The sequence below is a fragment of the Nocardioides sp. Root190 genome (assembly GCF_001428565.1).
In the GTDB taxonomy this organism is placed as follows: Bacteria; Actinomycetota; Actinomycetes; order Propionibacteriales; family Nocardioidaceae; genus Nocardioides.
Genome location: NZ_LMIA01000008.1, coordinates 575,351 through 590,450 on the forward strand (window position 1 = coordinate 575,351; position 15,100 = coordinate 590,450).

At 70.7% G+C, this 15,100-nt stretch carries 10 protein-coding genes; 3 read left to right on the top strand and 7 right to left on the bottom strand.

All coding sequences use genetic code 11. The features are described from left to right. Positions 1–18 precede the first annotated feature (18 nt). From xylB to ASE01_RS09155, 3 genes are read left to right on the top strand one after another with little or no spacing between them, the layout of a single operon-like run. Positions 19–1,407, top strand: coding sequence for a xylulokinase (gene xylB / locus ASE01_RS09145; protein WP_056749843.1), 1,389 nt, complete (start codon positions 19–21; stop codon positions 1,405–1,407). Positions 1,408–1,443: 36 nt separating this feature from the next. Then, positions 1,444–2,616, top strand: coding sequence for a xylose isomerase (gene xylA / locus ASE01_RS09150; protein WP_056749844.1), 1,173 nt, complete (start codon positions 1,444–1,446; stop codon positions 2,614–2,616). Then, positions 2,609–3,796 (top strand): ROK family protein, encoded by a 1,188-nt coding sequence (locus ASE01_RS09155; protein WP_056749845.1) that lies wholly within the window; start codon positions 2,609–2,611, stop codon positions 3,794–3,796. Before xylA ends, ASE01_RS09155 begins: the two co-directional genes overlap by 8 nt. Before the next feature lie 151 nt (positions 3,797–3,947). On the opposite strand, the gene ASE01_RS09160 is transcribed toward ASE01_RS09155, so the two are convergent. The 7 genes from ASE01_RS09160 to ASE01_RS09190 all read right to left on the bottom strand — a co-directional run bounded on the left by ASE01_RS09160 (position 3,948) and on the right by ASE01_RS09190 (position 14,982). After that, positions 3,948–5,093: an ROK family protein gene (locus ASE01_RS09160; RefSeq protein WP_056749846.1), complete on the bottom strand. Its 1,146-nt coding sequence runs from the start codon at positions 5,091–5,093 to the stop codon at positions 3,948–3,950. Positions 5,094–5,175: 82 nt separating this feature from the next. After that, complete coding sequence (locus tag ASE01_RS09165) at positions 5,176–6,465, bottom strand: sugar ABC transporter permease (protein ID WP_056749847.1); 1,290 nt, start codon at positions 6,463–6,465, stop codon at positions 5,176–5,178. Positions 6,466–6,475: 10 nt separating this feature from the next. Continuing rightward, entirely contained in the window at positions 6,476–7,291 is an 816-nt protein-coding gene (locus ASE01_RS09170) for an ATP-binding cassette domain-containing protein (protein WP_056749848.1), read from the bottom strand. A gap of 138 nt (positions 7,292–7,429) precedes the next feature. Then, positions 7,430–8,515, bottom strand: coding sequence for a sugar ABC transporter substrate-binding protein (locus tag ASE01_RS09175; RefSeq protein WP_056749849.1), 1,086 nt, complete (start codon positions 8,513–8,515; stop codon positions 7,430–7,432). A 199-nt stretch (positions 8,516–8,714) separates the two neighbouring features. Beyond that, positions 8,715–11,297: a bifunctional FO biosynthesis protein CofGH gene (locus ASE01_RS09180; protein ID WP_056749850.1), complete on the bottom strand. Its 2,583-nt coding sequence runs from the start codon at positions 11,295–11,297 to the stop codon at positions 8,715–8,717. 82 nt (positions 11,298–11,379) lie between these two features. After that, the gene (locus tag ASE01_RS09185; protein ID WP_157537208.1) at positions 11,380–12,732 is read right to left on the bottom strand and encodes a hypothetical protein; all 1,353 of its coding nucleotides are present in this window, start codon (positions 12,730–12,732) and stop codon (positions 11,380–11,382) included. 69 nt (positions 12,733–12,801) lie between these two features. Next, positions 12,802–14,982 carry an MMPL family transporter gene (locus ASE01_RS09190; protein ID WP_056749852.1) on the bottom strand — a complete coding sequence of 727 codons (2,181 nt, stop codon included), beginning with the start codon at positions 14,980–14,982 and terminating at the stop codon, positions 12,802–12,804. Positions 14,983–15,100: the final 118 nt, after the last annotated feature.

The following is a 15,100-nucleotide window of genomic DNA, read 5'->3' on the forward strand; positions in this document are numbered from 1 at the left end:
TCGTACTAAATAGGTGGTGTGCCTCTCGTCCTCGGTGTCGACTCCTCGACACAATCCACCAAGGCCCTGCTCGTCGACGCCGACGACGGGACCGTCGTCGACCAGCGGGTCGCACGGCACCCCGGGGGGACCGAGGTCGACCCGAGGGCCTGGCTGAGCGCGGTCGAGGACGCCACGGCCGGCCTGATCGAGCGTGCCGACGCGGTCGCCGTCGGCGGCCAGCAGCACGGCATGGTCGCCCTCGACGCTGCCGGTGAGCCGGTGCGTGACGCGCTGCTGTGGAACGACACCCGCTCCGCGTCGCAGGCCGCCGAGCTGGTCGCGGAGATGGGTGGACCACAGGCGTGCGCGGAGGCGCTGGGGAGCGTGCTCGTTGCGTCCTTCACCAGCACCAAGCTGCGCTGGTTGCGCGACAACGAGCCCGACAACGCCGCCCGGGTCGAGCGGGTCCTGCTGCCGCACGACTTCGTCTCGGTCCACCTCGCAGTCCCCGGCACCGAGCCCTTCACGGATCGCGGCGACGCCTCCGGCACGGGCTACTTCGACGCACGCTCCGCCACCTGGCGCCACGACCTGCTCGGTGCAGCGCTCGGGCACCAGGCCGCCCTCCCCGTGGTGGTCGCTCCCGGTGACGTGGCCGCCAGCACTCGCGGCGGTCGCCCCCTCGCCTCCGGCACCGGCGACAACATGGCGGCCGCGCTCGGACTCGGCCTGACCCCGGCCGACGTGCTCGTGTCGATCGGCACCTCGGGCGTCGCCTCGACCGTCGCCGCCGCGCCGATCGCCGACGCCACCGGCACGGTCACCGGGTTCGCCGACGCCGCCGGCGGCTACCTGCCGATGGTCACCACCATGAACGCCGCCGGCATCCTCGACCTGCAGTGCCGCTGGCTGGGCGTCGACCACGACGAGCTCGCCCGGCTCGCGCTGAGTGCGCAGCCCGGAGCCGGCGGCGTCACGCTCTCGCCCTACTACGGCGGCGAGCGCACCCCGAACCGTCCCGGCGCCCGCGGCACCTGGAGCGGGATGGGACCGGAGACCACCCGGGCCGATCTCGCCCGGGCGGCCGTCGAGGCCCTCCTCTGCTCGCTCGCCGACGCGGTCGACGCCCTCGTGGCGCAGACCGGTGTGGAGCCCGCCCGGGTCCTGCTCGTCGGGGGAGCCGCACGCAGTGCGGCCGTCCGCGCCCTCGCTCCGGCCGTCCTGGGCCGTGAGGTGGTGCTCCCCGAGCCCGGGGAGTACGTCGCCCGCGGCGCCGCCCGCCAGGCGGCCTGGGTCCTCGCCGGGACGGCCACGCCCCCGAGCTGGCCGCTGCCGACCGAGGCGAGCCTGGCCGCCGTACCTGATCCCGACCCGAGTGTGCGCGAGCGGTACGCCGCGCTGCGCGACGGTCTCGCCACCCGTTGACCGACCCTGCCTGACCACCACCGAGAGGAACCCCTCATGAACCGTCCCGTCCCCACCTCTGCCGACCAGTTCTCCTTCGGACTCTGGACCGTCGGCTGGCAGGCCCGCGACCCGTTCGGTGACGCGACCCGCGCCGAGATGGACCCGGTGCACGCGCTGGAGCAGCTCGCGGCGATCGGCGCGCACGGCGTCAACTTCCACGACGACGACCTGATCCCGTTCGGTGCTGACGACGCGACCCGCGACGGGATCATCGACCGCTTCCGCAAGGGGCTGGCCGAGACCGGGCTGGTCGTCACGACCGCCACGACCAACCTGTTCACCCACCCCGTCTTCAAGGACGGTGCCTTCACCTCCAACAACCGCGACGTGCGGCGCTTCGCGATCCGCAAGGTGATGCGCAACCTCGACCTCGCCGCCGAGCTCGGCGCCAAGGTCTACGTCTGCTGGGGCGGCCGCGAGGGTGCCGAGTACGGCGCCGCGAAGGACGTCCCGGCCGCGCTCGACCGCTACCAGGAGGCGTTCAACGTCCTCGGCGAGTACGTCGTCGACCAGGGCTACGACCTCCGCTTCGCGATCGAGCCGAAGCCCAACGAGCCGCGCGGCGACATCCTGCTCCCGACCGTCGGCCACGCCCTCGCCTTCATCGAGACCCTCGACCGTCCGGAGCTGGTGGGCCTCAACCCGGAGATCGGGCACGAGGAGATGGCAGGTCTCAACGCGGCGGCCGGCTACGCGCAGGCGCTGTGGCACGACAAGCTCTTCCACATCGACCTCAACGGCCAGAACGGCCCGAAGTACGACCAGGACCTGCGCTTCGGCGCCGGCAACGTCCGGGGCGCCTTCTGGGTCGTCGACACCCTGGTCGCCGGTGGGTACGACGGCCCGGTGCACTTCGACTTCAAGCCGGTCCGGCCCGAGACGGAGGCCGGGGTGTGGGCCTCGGCGCGCGCCTGCATCGACAACTACCTGATCCTGCGCGACAAGGTCACCGCCTTCCGGGCCGACCCCGAGGTGAAGGCGGCCCTGGTCGAGGCCGAGCTCCCCGAGCTCGCGCGTCCGACCCTGTCCGAGGGAGAGGGATGGCGCGGGCTGCTGGACTGGACGCTGCCGGACGCCGACCGCCTGGACGAGCTCGCGACCCGCGAGGTGGCGATGGAGAAGCTCGACCAGCTCGCCCTCGAACACCTCTACGGCATTCGTGGCTGACGGCCCGGCACCGGACTCCGGTGCCGACTCGCTGCGGCGGCGCAACGCCGCCGCAGTGGTGCGTTCGCTGCGTGCGGACGGGCCTGGCAGCCGCGCGGACCTGGCGAGCCGGACCGGTCTCGCGAAGGCGACCGTGGGCACGATCGCGGCCGGTCTCGACGAGGCCGGCGTGGTGCGCGAGCTCGAGCAGGCGCGCAGCGGTGAGCGCGGCCGCCCCGGCCAGCTGCTCACCCTGGCCGACGGACGCCTCGTGGGGCTGGGCTTCGAGGTCAACGTCGAGTACGTCGCCGCCGTGGCCCTCGACCTGGCGGGCAGCGTGCGTCGGGAGCTGACCCGGCCCGTCACCGGTGTCGACGTGGTGGCAGCCCTGGCCGATCTGGCTGCCCGTCTGGCCGAGGACCTCGCCGGGGCCGGGCTCCACGCCGTCGGTGCCACGGTCGCCGTACCCGGTCTCGTCGACGGTGACGACCGGACCGCCGTTTGGGTGCCGAACCTGCCCGTCACCGGCACCGTGGTCGCCGACGTCGTCGATGCTGCCTTCGGCTGGTCCGGACGGACCCGCGTCACCAACGACGCCGACTGCTCGGCGCTGGCCGAGCTCCATCACGGCGCGGGCCGTGGATCCGACCACCTCCTCTACCTGACCGGAACGGTCGGCATCGGCGCCGGGCTGGTCGACGGCGGCCGGCTGCTGCGTGGAGCGCGTGGCTTCGCCGGCGAGGTCGGTCACCTCCCGATCGGCGAGCCCGGTGCCCGCTGCGGCTGCGGACGCACGGGGTGCTGGGAGGCCTCCGTCGGGCTGCACGCACTCCTCGAGGCCACCGGCATCAGCGAGGTCGGCACCCCGCGCGACACCGCGGCCGAGGTCGCCCGGGTCGCTGCCACCTCACCGGAGGTGCGGGCCGGTGTCGCCGCGGTCGGCCGCTGGCTGGGTCGCGGACTGGGCATCGTCACCGGCATCGTCGACCCCGCCACCATCGTCCTCGGTGGCTACTTCGCGCCGCTCGGAGACCTGATCCTCGCCCCCGTCACCGAGGAGCTCACCGCCTCGCTGGCCAGCAGCGGGCTGGGACGCCCCGACCTGCGGCTGGGCGAGCTCGGCACGGGGGTGGCGGCCACCGGTGCTGCCGAGCGAGCCCTCGAGGACGTGCTCGCCGGGTCGGTCGACCTCCTCCCCTGATCCTCCGTTGCCCGCGAAGTGCGTGGTTTTCTCCTCCGAGGTGCGTGGTTTGCTGCTGCTCTCGGTGCCGAGGACGTCGTACGTCGCGGAGAAGACCGCCGACCTCGGTGGAGCAAACCACGCACTTCGGAGGAGAAAACCGGGCACTTCGTCAGCCAGCCAGCCGAGCGGGAGCGTCCGTGACCGCTGCGGCGAGGCTCGCGACGGGGTCGACGAACACCGGCTCCATCGCCATCTCCGCCGCGCCGAGCAGGATCGAGTCGCCGCCCAGCCCCGGAAGGGCGAGGCGTACGGCGTCGCGGGCAGGTGAGAGCGCGCGTTCGGTGAGGCCGGCGGTGACCTCGGCCCGGCACAGCCGGAAGAGCGGCAGGAAGTGGCCGCCCAGGATGACCACGCTGGGGTTGAAGATGTTGACGACCGCCGCCAGTCCGCGACCGAGCTCGGTCGCGATCGAGCGCAGCTCGCGGGGTGCGGTGGTCATGTCCTCGAGGATCTCGCCCAAGCGGGCCACCTGGTCCTCCGGACACCGCAGCGCCTCGGCGATGGCGGGCGCACCGACGACCGTCTCCCAGCACCCCCGGCTGCCACAGTGGCAGACCAGTCCGCGCGGGTCGTGCGAGAGGTGGCCGACCTCGCCGGCGTACCCGGCAACGCCCTCGAGACGGTTCCCGCCGGTGATGACACCGGCACCGACGCCGACGTTGCCGGAGAGGTAGACGAGGTCGTCGACGTCGACGGCCGTCCCGCGGCGGTGCTCGGAGAGCGCGCCGAGATCGGCGTCGTTGCCGACCGCGATGGGTACGTCGAGCGAGAGCGCCGCGAGCACGATGGAACCGAACGAGACGTCGTGCCAGTTGAGGTTGGGGGCGTGCCGCACCAGGCCGTCGCTGCGTCGTACGAGGCCGGGGATCGCGACCCCGATGCCGAGCAGCGGGGCCTCCGGCGGCGACAGCGCCACGACCTGGCGGACCAGGCCGGCCACCGTCGCTCCGACCTGCCAGGCCTCGGTGTCGTGGGGGATCGGCGCCGTGGCGCGATCCCAGATCCGTCCACCGAGGCCGATCCTGGCCACGACGGCGCGGTCGACACCGAGGTCGACGGCCACCACGTAGGGACCGTCGTCGCGGATTCGCACCCCTGCCGAGGGTCGGCCCGCACCGCGACGACCGACGGCGGGGGAGGCCTGCTCGATGAGGGAGAGCTCGTCGAGCTCGCTCACCAGGCCGGCGATGGTCGACCGGTTGAGGCCCATCTGCCCGGTGAGCTCGGCTCGCGACTGCTCGCCGGAGTCGTGCACGTGACGGAGCAGGGTCCCGAGATTGTGGCGGCGGACGGCTTCCTGATTGGTCCCTGTCCCCACCCGTTGCACGCCGGCCACGTTAGACCCCGGCAGCCGAGCGACGTCGCCGGGAGATGGCGTCGACGCTCGCAGCGAGGAGCAGCACGCCACCGGTGACGATGTAGTTGATGTAGCTGGCCTGGTCGAGCAGGCCGAGGCCGTTGGGGATCGTGGCGATGACCAGGCCGCCGACGACGGCGTCGATCGCACGACCCCGTCCGCCGAAGAGGCTGGTACCGCCGATGACGGCCGCGCCCACGGCGTACAGCAGCACGTTGCCACCGCCCGAGCCCGGCGAGACCTTGCCGGTGTACGACGCCGCGAGGATGCCGGAGATCGCGGCCATGCTGGTGCAGATCACGAAGGCGGTGATCTTCATCCGGGTGACGTTGATGCCGGCGCGGCGGGCCGCCTCGGCGTTGCCGCCGACGGCGTAGAGGTGGCGGCCGAAGCGGGTGCGGGTGAGGACGAACGTCCACAGGAGCAGGAGCACGATGACGACCGGCGCCACCCACGGGATGCCGCTGATGTTGAACACGTTCGGGTTCACGGCACGGTTCTGGCTGAGCAGGGCGGTCAGCCCGAGCACGATGCCGGCGAAGACCGTGAGCTGCAGGGCGACGAGCGCGATCGGCTTGTGGACCAGGCCCTTCGCGACCCGTGAGCGGTGCTGCCACAGGGTGAGCCCGGCGAAGCCGACGACGAGGAGCACGGCGGCGATCCACCCGGCGGTGACGGGCACGTTCTTGATCGAGAGCCCGCGCAGGACCTCGTCGTTGAACCGCAGCGAGCCGCCGGAGCCGATCAGCTTGAGCGGCACGGCCTGCAGTGCGAGGAAGAACGCGAGCGTCACGACGAAGGACGGGATCCCGAGCAGCGACACCAGCGAGCCGATGGCCAGGCCGATGACGGCGCCGATCGCGAGGGCAGCGAGCACGGCCGCCCACCAGGACCAGCCGTGGTCGATCATCACCAGGGCGGTGATCGTGGCCGAGGCGCCACCCGCGACGCCGGCGGAGAGGTCGATCTCGCCGATCAGCAGCACGAAGACCAGACCCATCGCGAGCACGCAGATGGACGCGGCCTGGATCACCAGGTTGGTGAGGTTGTAGGTGGTGAGGAACTTGTCGTGAGACAGCCCGAACACGGCGAACAGCACGACGAGGCCGAGCAGTGCCGGGAGCGATCCCATGTCGCCGCCACGCAGGCGGTTGAGGTAGTCGCGGGCGGCGTCGCCGATCGTGGCGGAGCTGCGGTTGTCGCCGGTGAAGTCGCTGTCGGCGACCTTCGCGGTGTCGGTCGGGGTGGGGGCAGGGGTCTGGATGCTCATCGTCAGTTCCTCAGATCGTCGCCGCGGCGTCGTCGCGGATGCCGAGATCGCCGGAACGGCCGGCGGTGATCAGCTCCACGATCTGCTTGTGGTTGACGTTCTCGGTCGGTACGTCGGCCGCGACGCGGCCGAGGTAGAGCGCGGTGACCCGGTCGGCCACCTCGAGGACGTCGTTCATGTTGTGCGTGATCAGCACGACGCCGAGACCACGGTCGGCGAGTCGGCGCACGAGGTCGAGGACCTGCCGGGTCTGGGCCACGCCCAGTGCAGCGGTCGGCTCGTCGAGCAGCACGATGCGGGAGTTCCACAGCACGGCCTTGGCGATCGCGACGGTCTGGCGCTGGCCGCCGGAGAGGCTGGCGACGCTCTGGCGCACGGACTTCACGGTGCGGACCGACAGGGAGGCGAGGGTCTCGCGGGCCCGATCCTCCATGGTCATGTCGTCGAGGACGATGCCCTTGCGCAGCTCGCGGCCGAGGAACATGTTCTGAACGATGTCGAGGTTGTCGCAGAGCGCGAGGTCCTGGTAGACGACCTCGACGCCGAGGCCGGCCACGTCGCGGGGGCCGTTGACGTGCACGGGCGCGCCCTCGAAGAGGTAGTCGCCGCTGTCGCGGCCGTAGATGCCGGCGATGACCTTGACCAGCGTCGACTTGCCGGCGCCGTTGTCGCCGACCAGCGCGGTGACCTGGCCGGGGTAGACGGCGAAGTCGACGTCGTGCAGGACGTGCACGACACCGAAGCTCTTGTTGACGCCACGCAGCTCGAGGAGCGGGGCGAGGGGTTCGGGACGGTACGGAGCCTCAGCGCTGAGCTCGGCAGTCATGGCGGCCCTCCGGGGCGAGTTGATTGTTGTTCGGGCCAACGAAATGGCGTGCTCGTCACGAGCGCGCCGGTCTCGTCGAGGTCGCGCGTCGGGCACCCGCTCCGTGGCGGATCGCGGGTGCCCGACGTGCGGTGTGGATCAGGACAGGCCGGCGGCCTTGCAGGCGTCGGCGAAGTCCGCGGTGCAGACGTCCTCGAGCTTCTGCCCACCGTCGTCGATGACGGTGGCGACGTTGTCCTTGGTGATGGAGACCGGGTCGAGCAGGATCGAGGGCACCTCACGGCCGCTCTCGGAGTCCTTGGTGGTGCCGGTGGTCTCGGCGTCCTTGCCACTGGCGAGGGCGATGGCGGTCTCGGCGAGAGCGTTCGCCTCGAGCGTGGCGGACTTGTAGACCGTCATGCACTGGGTGCCGGCGAGGACGTTCTGCAGACCCTCGACGGTGGCGTCCTGTCCGGTGACGGGAACCTCTCCTGCTCGGCCGTTGGCCTCGAGGATCGAGATCGCGGCACCGCCCAGGCCGTCGTTGGCAGCCAGCACGCCGTCGACCTTGCCGTCAGCCTGCGTGTACAGCTGCTGGAAGATGACCGCAGCCTCCTCGTTGTCCCACTCCGGAACGGCCTGCTCGCCGACCTCGGTGTAGGTGCTGACCTTGTCGAGGACGCTGTGCGCGCCCGCCGAGAAGAGCGTTGCGTTGTTGTCGGTCGGGGAGCCGTTGAGGTAGACGATGTTCGCGTCCTTCTCGCCCAGGCAGTCCGCCAGGCCCTGGCCCTGGAGCTCGCCGACGACGGTGTTGTCGAACGAGACGTAGTACTCCGCCGAGCCCTCGAGGGTGAGTCGGTCGTAGTCGATCGTGGCGACGCCCTGCGACTTCGCCTTCTCCTGGATCGCTGCGCCCGAGGCCGAGTCGAGGTTCACGATGGCGAGCACCGTGACACCGTCGGCGAGCATCGAGTCGGCGATCTGCGCCATCTTGTCGGCGTCACCCTCGGCGTTCTGGATCGAGTACTCGACGCCGGCGTCCTTGAACGCCTTCTCGAGCGCCGGACGGTCCGCGCTCTCCCAGCGCACCGAGGACTCGGTGTCGGGGAGGATCACGCCGATCTTGCCGTCGACCTTGCCGCCGGAGTTGTTGTCGTCACCGCCGCTGTCGTCCGAGCCACATGCCGAGAGTGAGAGAGCCAGGCCGAGGCCCGCGGCCACCACCGCGCCGTACTTGCGCTTCACACCAACCGCCTCCTAGCGATTCCGGGCCCCGGTGACGTCGTCTGTCGGCGTTCGTGGTCCGGCTATATGTTGTTCGGGACAACATATGCAGTGACGGGGGTCACGTAAAGGGGTTGGCGCCAACAACTTTCTCAAGAGGTGTGTGGCCGGAAGCCGTCGTCGAGTACGCCGACGAACGGCTCCGCAGCAGGGGTGGGGCTCAGGCGCGGCTGGGGACGCCGTACAAGGTCGTGCGTTCGCGGACCGGGCGATCGATGCCGGCGCCGATCTCGACCAGTTCGGCGACGGTCTTGGCGCTGCCGTGCTCGGAGCCGGCCATGCGGGAGATGGTCTCCTCCATGAGGGTGCCGCCGAGGTCGTTGGCGCCGGCGTCGAGCATGGCGCGGGTGCCGTCGATGCCGAGCTTGACCCAGGAGGTCTGGATGTTGTCGATGCGGCCGTGGAGCAGGATGCGGGCCATGGCGTGCACGGCGAGGTTGTCGCGGTGGGTGGGGCCGGGGCGGGCGACGCCGGCGAGGTAGATCGGTGAGGAGGTGTGCACGAAGGGCAGTGGGACGAACTCGGTGAATCCGCTGGAGCCGTTCTCGCGTGCGGTGTCCTGGATGGACTTCAGCACACCGAGGTGGCCGACCCAGTGGCGTGGGTTGTCGACGTGGCCGTACATCATCGTGGAGGTCGTGGGCAGCCCGATGCGGTGGGCGGTCGACACGATCTCGATCCAGGTGCGGGTGGGGAGCTTGCCCTTGGTGAGGACCCAGCGGACCTCGTCGTCGAGGATCTCCGCGGCGGTGCCGGGCAGGGAGCCGAGGCCGGCCTCGCGGGCCTTGATCAGGAAGTCCTCGATGGACAGGCCGGTGCGGGCGGTGCCGTTGACGACCTCCATGGGGGAGAAGGCGTGCACGTGCATGCCGGGGACGCGCTTCTTCACTGCGGCGGCGATGCCGAAGTAGGCGTCGGCGGGCAGCTCGGGGTCGATGCCGCCCTGCATGCAGACCTCGGTCGCGCCGAGGTCCCAGGCCTCCTGGGCACGGTCGGCGACCTCGTCGTAGGACAGGGAGTAGGCGTCGGCGTCGCTCTTGCGTTGCGCGAACGCGCAGAAGCGGCAGCCGACGTAGCAGACGTTGGTGAAGTTGATGTTCCTGTTGACGACGTAGGTGACCGCCTCGCCGGAGACCTCGCGGCGCAGGTCGTCGGCCAGGCTGATGACCGAGCGCAGCAGGTCGCCCTCGGCGGTCATCAGGGTCAACGCGTGCTCGTCGGAGAGGTTGCCCGGATCCTTCTCTGCGGCGGCCATCGCCGATAGTCCCGGGCCAAAAGCACCGATGTACGGCGTGTCGCGGTGCTTTTGGCCCGGGACTACCGCGGCGGAGGTGTGAGAGGCGGCTTCGCGAACCGAGTCCCAGTCGCCGTACACGGAGGCGAAGTCGCTGCGCCGGTCCTCGGTGCGGCCTCCGTCAGGTCCCTCGTCGTCGATCGAGGAGTGCAGGTCGGTGCGGCCGGCGGACTCGAGCGCGGCGTCGGGCTCCTGCCAGGGCAGGCCGGTCGGACGGACGCCGGGGATCGCCAGCCCGTCCGGTCCCGCGAGCGCGGCGACGTGGGCGTGCACCCGCGGGTCGATCCAGGCCTCGCCGTGGCGCAGCGCGCCGACGACGTACTCCGGGTGCACGGTGAGCCGGGCGCGCAACTCGAAGCCGCACTGCTCGCTGATCGAGCGCAGCCGCTCCAGCGAGGGCCAGGGGCGTTCGGGGTTCACGTGGTCCGGGGTCAGGGGGGACACGCCGCCCCAGTCGTCGACACCGGCGTCGAGCAGCGCGCGGCACTCCTCGAGGTCCACAAGGTTGGGGGGCGCCTGGATGCGGGCCTTGGGGCCCAGGACGAGGCGGGTGACCGCGATCGCGGCGCGGTACTCGGCGAGGTCGAGGTCGTCGACGTGACGCATCGCGGTGTCGGGCTTGGCCCGGAAGTTCTGGACGATGACTTCCTGGATTGCGCCGTAGGCCCGCGAGGTCGCTCGCAGCGCGAAGATCGTCTCGGCGCGCTCGGTGAGGGTCTCGCCGATCCCGACCAGCAGCCCGGTGGTGAACGGGATGCCGTGGCGGCCGGCGTCCTCCAGGACCCGTAGGCGGACCTCGGGGTCCTTGTCGGGGGAGCCGTGGTGGGCCTCGCCCTTGGTCTCGAACAGGCGACGCGAGGTGGTCTCGAGCATCATCCCCATCGAGGGGGAGACCGGCTTGAGCCGGTTCAGCTCCTCCCAGCTCATCACGCCCGGGTTGAGGTGGGGCAGCAGCCCGGTCTCCTCCAGCACCCGGATCGCCATCGCCCGGATGTAGGCCAGGGTCGAGTCGTAGCCCTGCTCGTCGAGCCAGGCCTGGGCCTCGGGCCACCGGTCCTCGGGACGATCGCCCAGCGTGAACAACGCCTCCAGGCAGCCGAGCTCGGCACCCTGACGGGCGATGTCGAGGATCTCGTCGGGCGAGAGGTACGGCGCCCGCCCCTCTCGCGCGGCCTGGGCTGGGGTCTCCACGAATGTGCAGTAGTGGCACCGGTCCCGGCACAGCTTGGTGATCGGGATGAACACCTTCGGGGAGTAGGTCACCACTCCGGGGCGACCGGCCGCGACCAGGCCCGCGTCGCGCACCTTCGCGGCTGCTGCCGCGAGTCGATCGAGGTCCTCGCCGGTGGCGGCGAGGAGCACCGTCGCCTCGGCGACATCGAGCGCGGCGCCGCGCTCGGCGCGCGCCAGAGCCCGGCGGATCTGCTGGGGGGTGGGACCTTCTGTCATGGCATCCCGAGTTTACAAGGCAGGTGCCTGAATTAGAACGTGTTCCACTTTTCTGCGGACACGGGTCCTTGGTGCGGGGCCCTCAGTTGGGGACCTCGTCGAAGAGCTTGCCGACGCTCGCCCTGAAGTCGCCTCGGTAGGACCGGGGGAAGGACCACGTGACGATGGTGCCCTTGCCGCCCGGCACCACGGTGACGGTGTCGGAGCAGCGGCCACTGGTGGCCATGCACCCGCCGCCGTCGCTGGTGTAGCGGGCGGTGATGGAGGCGTAGTCCTTGAAGCCCTCGTAGTGCAGCTGGAAGGAGTAGCAGCCGGGCTGCTGGGTGCACTTCTTGGCGGGGCGCTTCCAGAAGATCCGCTTGGGCTGGGAGGTCCCGCAGATCTCGGTCACCTTCTCCGCGGTGGACCCCCAGGGGAGGGTCGTCACGGCCTGCGCCTCGACGCAGCGTCGTACGCCGCCCTCCTCGGTGTCGACCGTGACCGTGTCACCGCTGAGCGGGGTCCAGCTGCCCTCACCGCCGGTGCTGATCACGGTCTCGCCGGGCGAGGTCTTGACCGGCTCGGTGAAGACCACCTCGAGCGAGCGGTAGGCGGCCCGCGCGACGCCCCGCGGGATGTCGGGCTCCTCGAGGTAGCACTCGTCGAGCTCTGCCACGGCCTCGGCGCTGTCCTCCTCGACCGACTCCTCGCCGTCGGTGAGGGTGAACGACTCCTGGGCGAAGAACGCGCCGAGGGCGGCGGTGTCGACGCCGTCGAGGCACTCGGTGTCGGTGATGCCCCACTCCTTGCCGACGGCCTTCGCCCAGTCATCGTCGCAGTCGAGCAGGCTCTCGTTGAAGGCGACCGCGTCGTCGCCGCGCCACTGGCCGTTGTAGGCCCACGAACCGCCGTCGTACTCAACGAGGCCGCGGTCCTGGAGTCCTTCGGAGCGGTACTCGTGCACGAGGTCGTCCACTGCGCACTCGACCTGGTCGTCGTCGGCCCAGGCCGGCTTCTCGACCCCGTCGACGATCGCGTCGGCGGCGTCCTTGTCGGCCGCGCTCAGCGGGCCGATGCCGAAGCGACCGGTGGCGTAGAGGAAGCCGGCAACGGCCAGCCCGGCGACCAGGGCCAGGGAGAGCAGGGCCGCGATGACCAAGCCGACCCGACGCCGGCGGGGCGGCGGGGCGCCGTACCCGGGACCGCCGAAGCCGGGCGGAGGTCCGTACGGCGGGCCCTGGTGCGGAGGACCTTGGTTCGGCGGACCCTGGAGGTGCGGGGCGAGGGGAGGAGGCGTCGGCGACCACTGCGGTGGCTGCTGCTGGGGCGGCATCGCCGTCGGCGGCAGTGCGGGCGGACCCGACGGGGGACCGGAGGGTGGCGGACCGCTCGGGCGCGCGCCGCGCGGGTTGGTCGGTTCGTCCGACGGCCAGATCGGATTCGTCTCGTCACCCATGTGCTGAACCCCTTGCTCCCGCAGGCCGTGCATCGGCCCGCGGGAGCATCCTAGGTTTCCTGGCGGTTGCTAAACCCCTGCCGGCACCTTCGCCGAGGTGTCCGGCTCCGCTTCGGGCTCCTCGGCCACGACGTTCTCGCCGCGATCGAGGTTGCTCGGCCACCAGATCTTGCCGCCGATGTCGAGGTTGATCGCCGTGACCAGCACCGAGCGCACGATCATCGTGTCGAGCAGGACGCCGAGCGCGACCGCCACACCCAGCTCGGCGAGGAACACCAGCGGCAGGGACCCGAGGACCAGGAAGGTCGCGGCGAGCACCAGTCCGGCCGAGGTGATCACCCCGCCCGTCGAGGACAGTGCGATCAGCGAACCCTTCCGGGTGCCATGGGCTGCCGTCTCCTCGCGGACCCTGGTCATCAGGAAGATGTTGTAGTCGATGCCCAGGGCGACGAGGAAGACGAACGCGAACAGTGGGAAGCCCGGATCCGCCCCGGCGAAGCCGAACACGAACTCGAACAGCAGTGCCGAGATGCCGAGTGCCGCCCCGAAGGACAGCACCACGGTGGCGATCAGGATCACCGGCGCCAGGACGGCCCGCAGCAGCAGCAACAGGATGATGAAGACCACGAGCAGGACCAGCGGGATGATCACCAGGTTGTCGCGGTTGGCGGCGATCTTGGTGTCGAGGTAGAACGCCGCACCTCCGCCCACCAGGGCGCTGGCCCCGTCGACGTCGTGGACCGCGTCGCGGCTGGCCTCGACGATGTCGAACGCCTTCTGCGAGGAGATGTCGGCCGCGATCGTCGCCTCGAAGTAGGACCGGCCATCGCTGAGGGGAACGGCGGTGCCGGGTGCGCCCAGCCCCTCGACCCCAGCCAGTGCCTGCGAGACCGCGTCGATCTGGTCGGTGTCGGCCACCACCTGGATCGTGTTGGACGCGTCCTGCAGGCCGTGGTCCTCGAGGAGCTTCTGACCCTTGATCGAGTCGAACTCCTTCGTGTAGGTCTCCTCGGTCGACAGGCCGCCGGTGTCGAGCCGGATCAGGCCCACGCAGGCGACCAGCAGCAGGCCGGTCGTGACCACCCAGACAGCGCGGGGGCGGGGCTTGATCGCGTTGCCGACCTTGGCCCACAGACCGGAGCTGGTGGGCTCGGGAGTCCCGAAGGTGGGGCGCTTGGGCCAGAACACCCACCGGCCGCAGATCACCAGGAGCGCGGGCAGCAGGGTCACCATGACCAGGAAGGTGGCGGCGATGCCGACCGCGATCACCGGTCCGAGACCGGCGGTCGAGTTGAGATCGGCGAAGACCAGGCACAGCATCCCGACGCAGACCGTGGCGGCGCTCGCGAGGATCGCGGGTGCAGCACGGTGCAGCGCGAACGCCATCGCCTCGTGCCGGTCGTCGTGGCGACGCAGCTCTTCGCGGTAGCGCGCGACGAGCAGCAGGGCGTAGTCGGTCCCTGCCCCGATCACCAGGATGCTGAGGATCGCCTGGCTCTGCCCGTTGACGGTGAGGTCGGCGTGCTTCGCGAGCAGGTAGACCACACCCGTGGCGATCAGGTTGGCCACCACGGCGCAGATGATCGGCAGCAGCCAGAGGATCGGGCTGCGATAGGTGAACAGCAGGATGATGATGACCACGCCGAGGGTGGCGAAGATCAGGTTCGTGTCGATGCCCTCGAAGGACTCGGCAGCGTCGGCGGCCTGGCCGCCGTAGCCGGCGAGGTGGACGGTGGCACCGTCGATCTTGGCGAGGCTGCGGATGTCCTCGGCCGCATCGGGAATGGCATTCCAGCCGTCTTCGCCGAAGTTGAGGACGAGGTAGAGGTAGGCCACCTCGCCGTCATCGGACACGAGCTTCTGCGGCAGTCCGGCCTGCTCGGCCACGTTGGGGGAGAGGACGTCAGGGGTTCCGTCGTCGTTGGAGTCGGTCACCCCGTCGACGTCGGCGCCGATCTCGGTCGCGTGCTCGTCCATCTCGGCGAAGTCGGCGTCGGTGAGTCCGCCGTCGCGCTGGTAGACGACGAGGGTCGGGATGTCGTTGGGGTCCTGGGTGTTGGAGCTGGAGAGCTCCTCGAGGACCTTGGTGGACTCGGCCGACTCGGGCAGCCAGGAGGATGCCTCGTTGTTCTGGACGTCGGCGAGCTTGGCGTTGAGGGGCGCGAGCGCAAAGGCAATGAAGAGGACCGCCACGGCGACGATCCACTTCGTGACGGGGCCGGTGAGCTTTCCGGCGATCTGACGGTGCATGCGGGGAACTCTTCCAGTGGGGACCGACAACGGCATCGGGATTTCTCCGGATCTGACCCTGAGATCACCCCGGACTCATCGCGGAGCGGGAACTTTTACCTTCCCGCACCCACACGAC

What these genes read in the sequence shown, in the direction of transcription:
- xylA (WP_056749844.1), top strand. Translation starts at nt 1,444, where the DNA reads ATGAACCGTCCCGTCCCCACCTCTGCCGACCAGTTCTCCTTCGGACTC.
- ASE01_RS09165 (WP_056749847.1), bottom strand. Translation starts at nt 6,465, where the DNA reads ATGAGCATCCAGACCCCTGCCCCCACCCCGACCGACACCGCGAAGGTC.
- ASE01_RS09170 (WP_056749848.1), bottom strand. Translation starts at nt 7,291, where the DNA reads ATGACTGCCGAGCTCAGCGCTGAGGCTCCGTACCGTCCCGAACCCCTC.
- ASE01_RS09180 (WP_056749850.1), bottom strand. Translation starts at nt 11,297, where the DNA reads ATGACAGAAGGTCCCACCCCCCAGCAGATCCGCCGGGCTCTGGCGCGC.
- ASE01_RS09185 (WP_157537208.1), bottom strand. Translation starts at nt 12,732, where the DNA reads ATGGGTGACGAGACGAATCCGATCTGGCCGTCGGACGAACCGACCAAC.
- ASE01_RS09190 (WP_056749852.1), bottom strand. Translation starts at nt 14,982, where the DNA reads ATGCACCGTCAGATCGCCGGAAAGCTCACCGGCCCCGTCACGAAGTGG.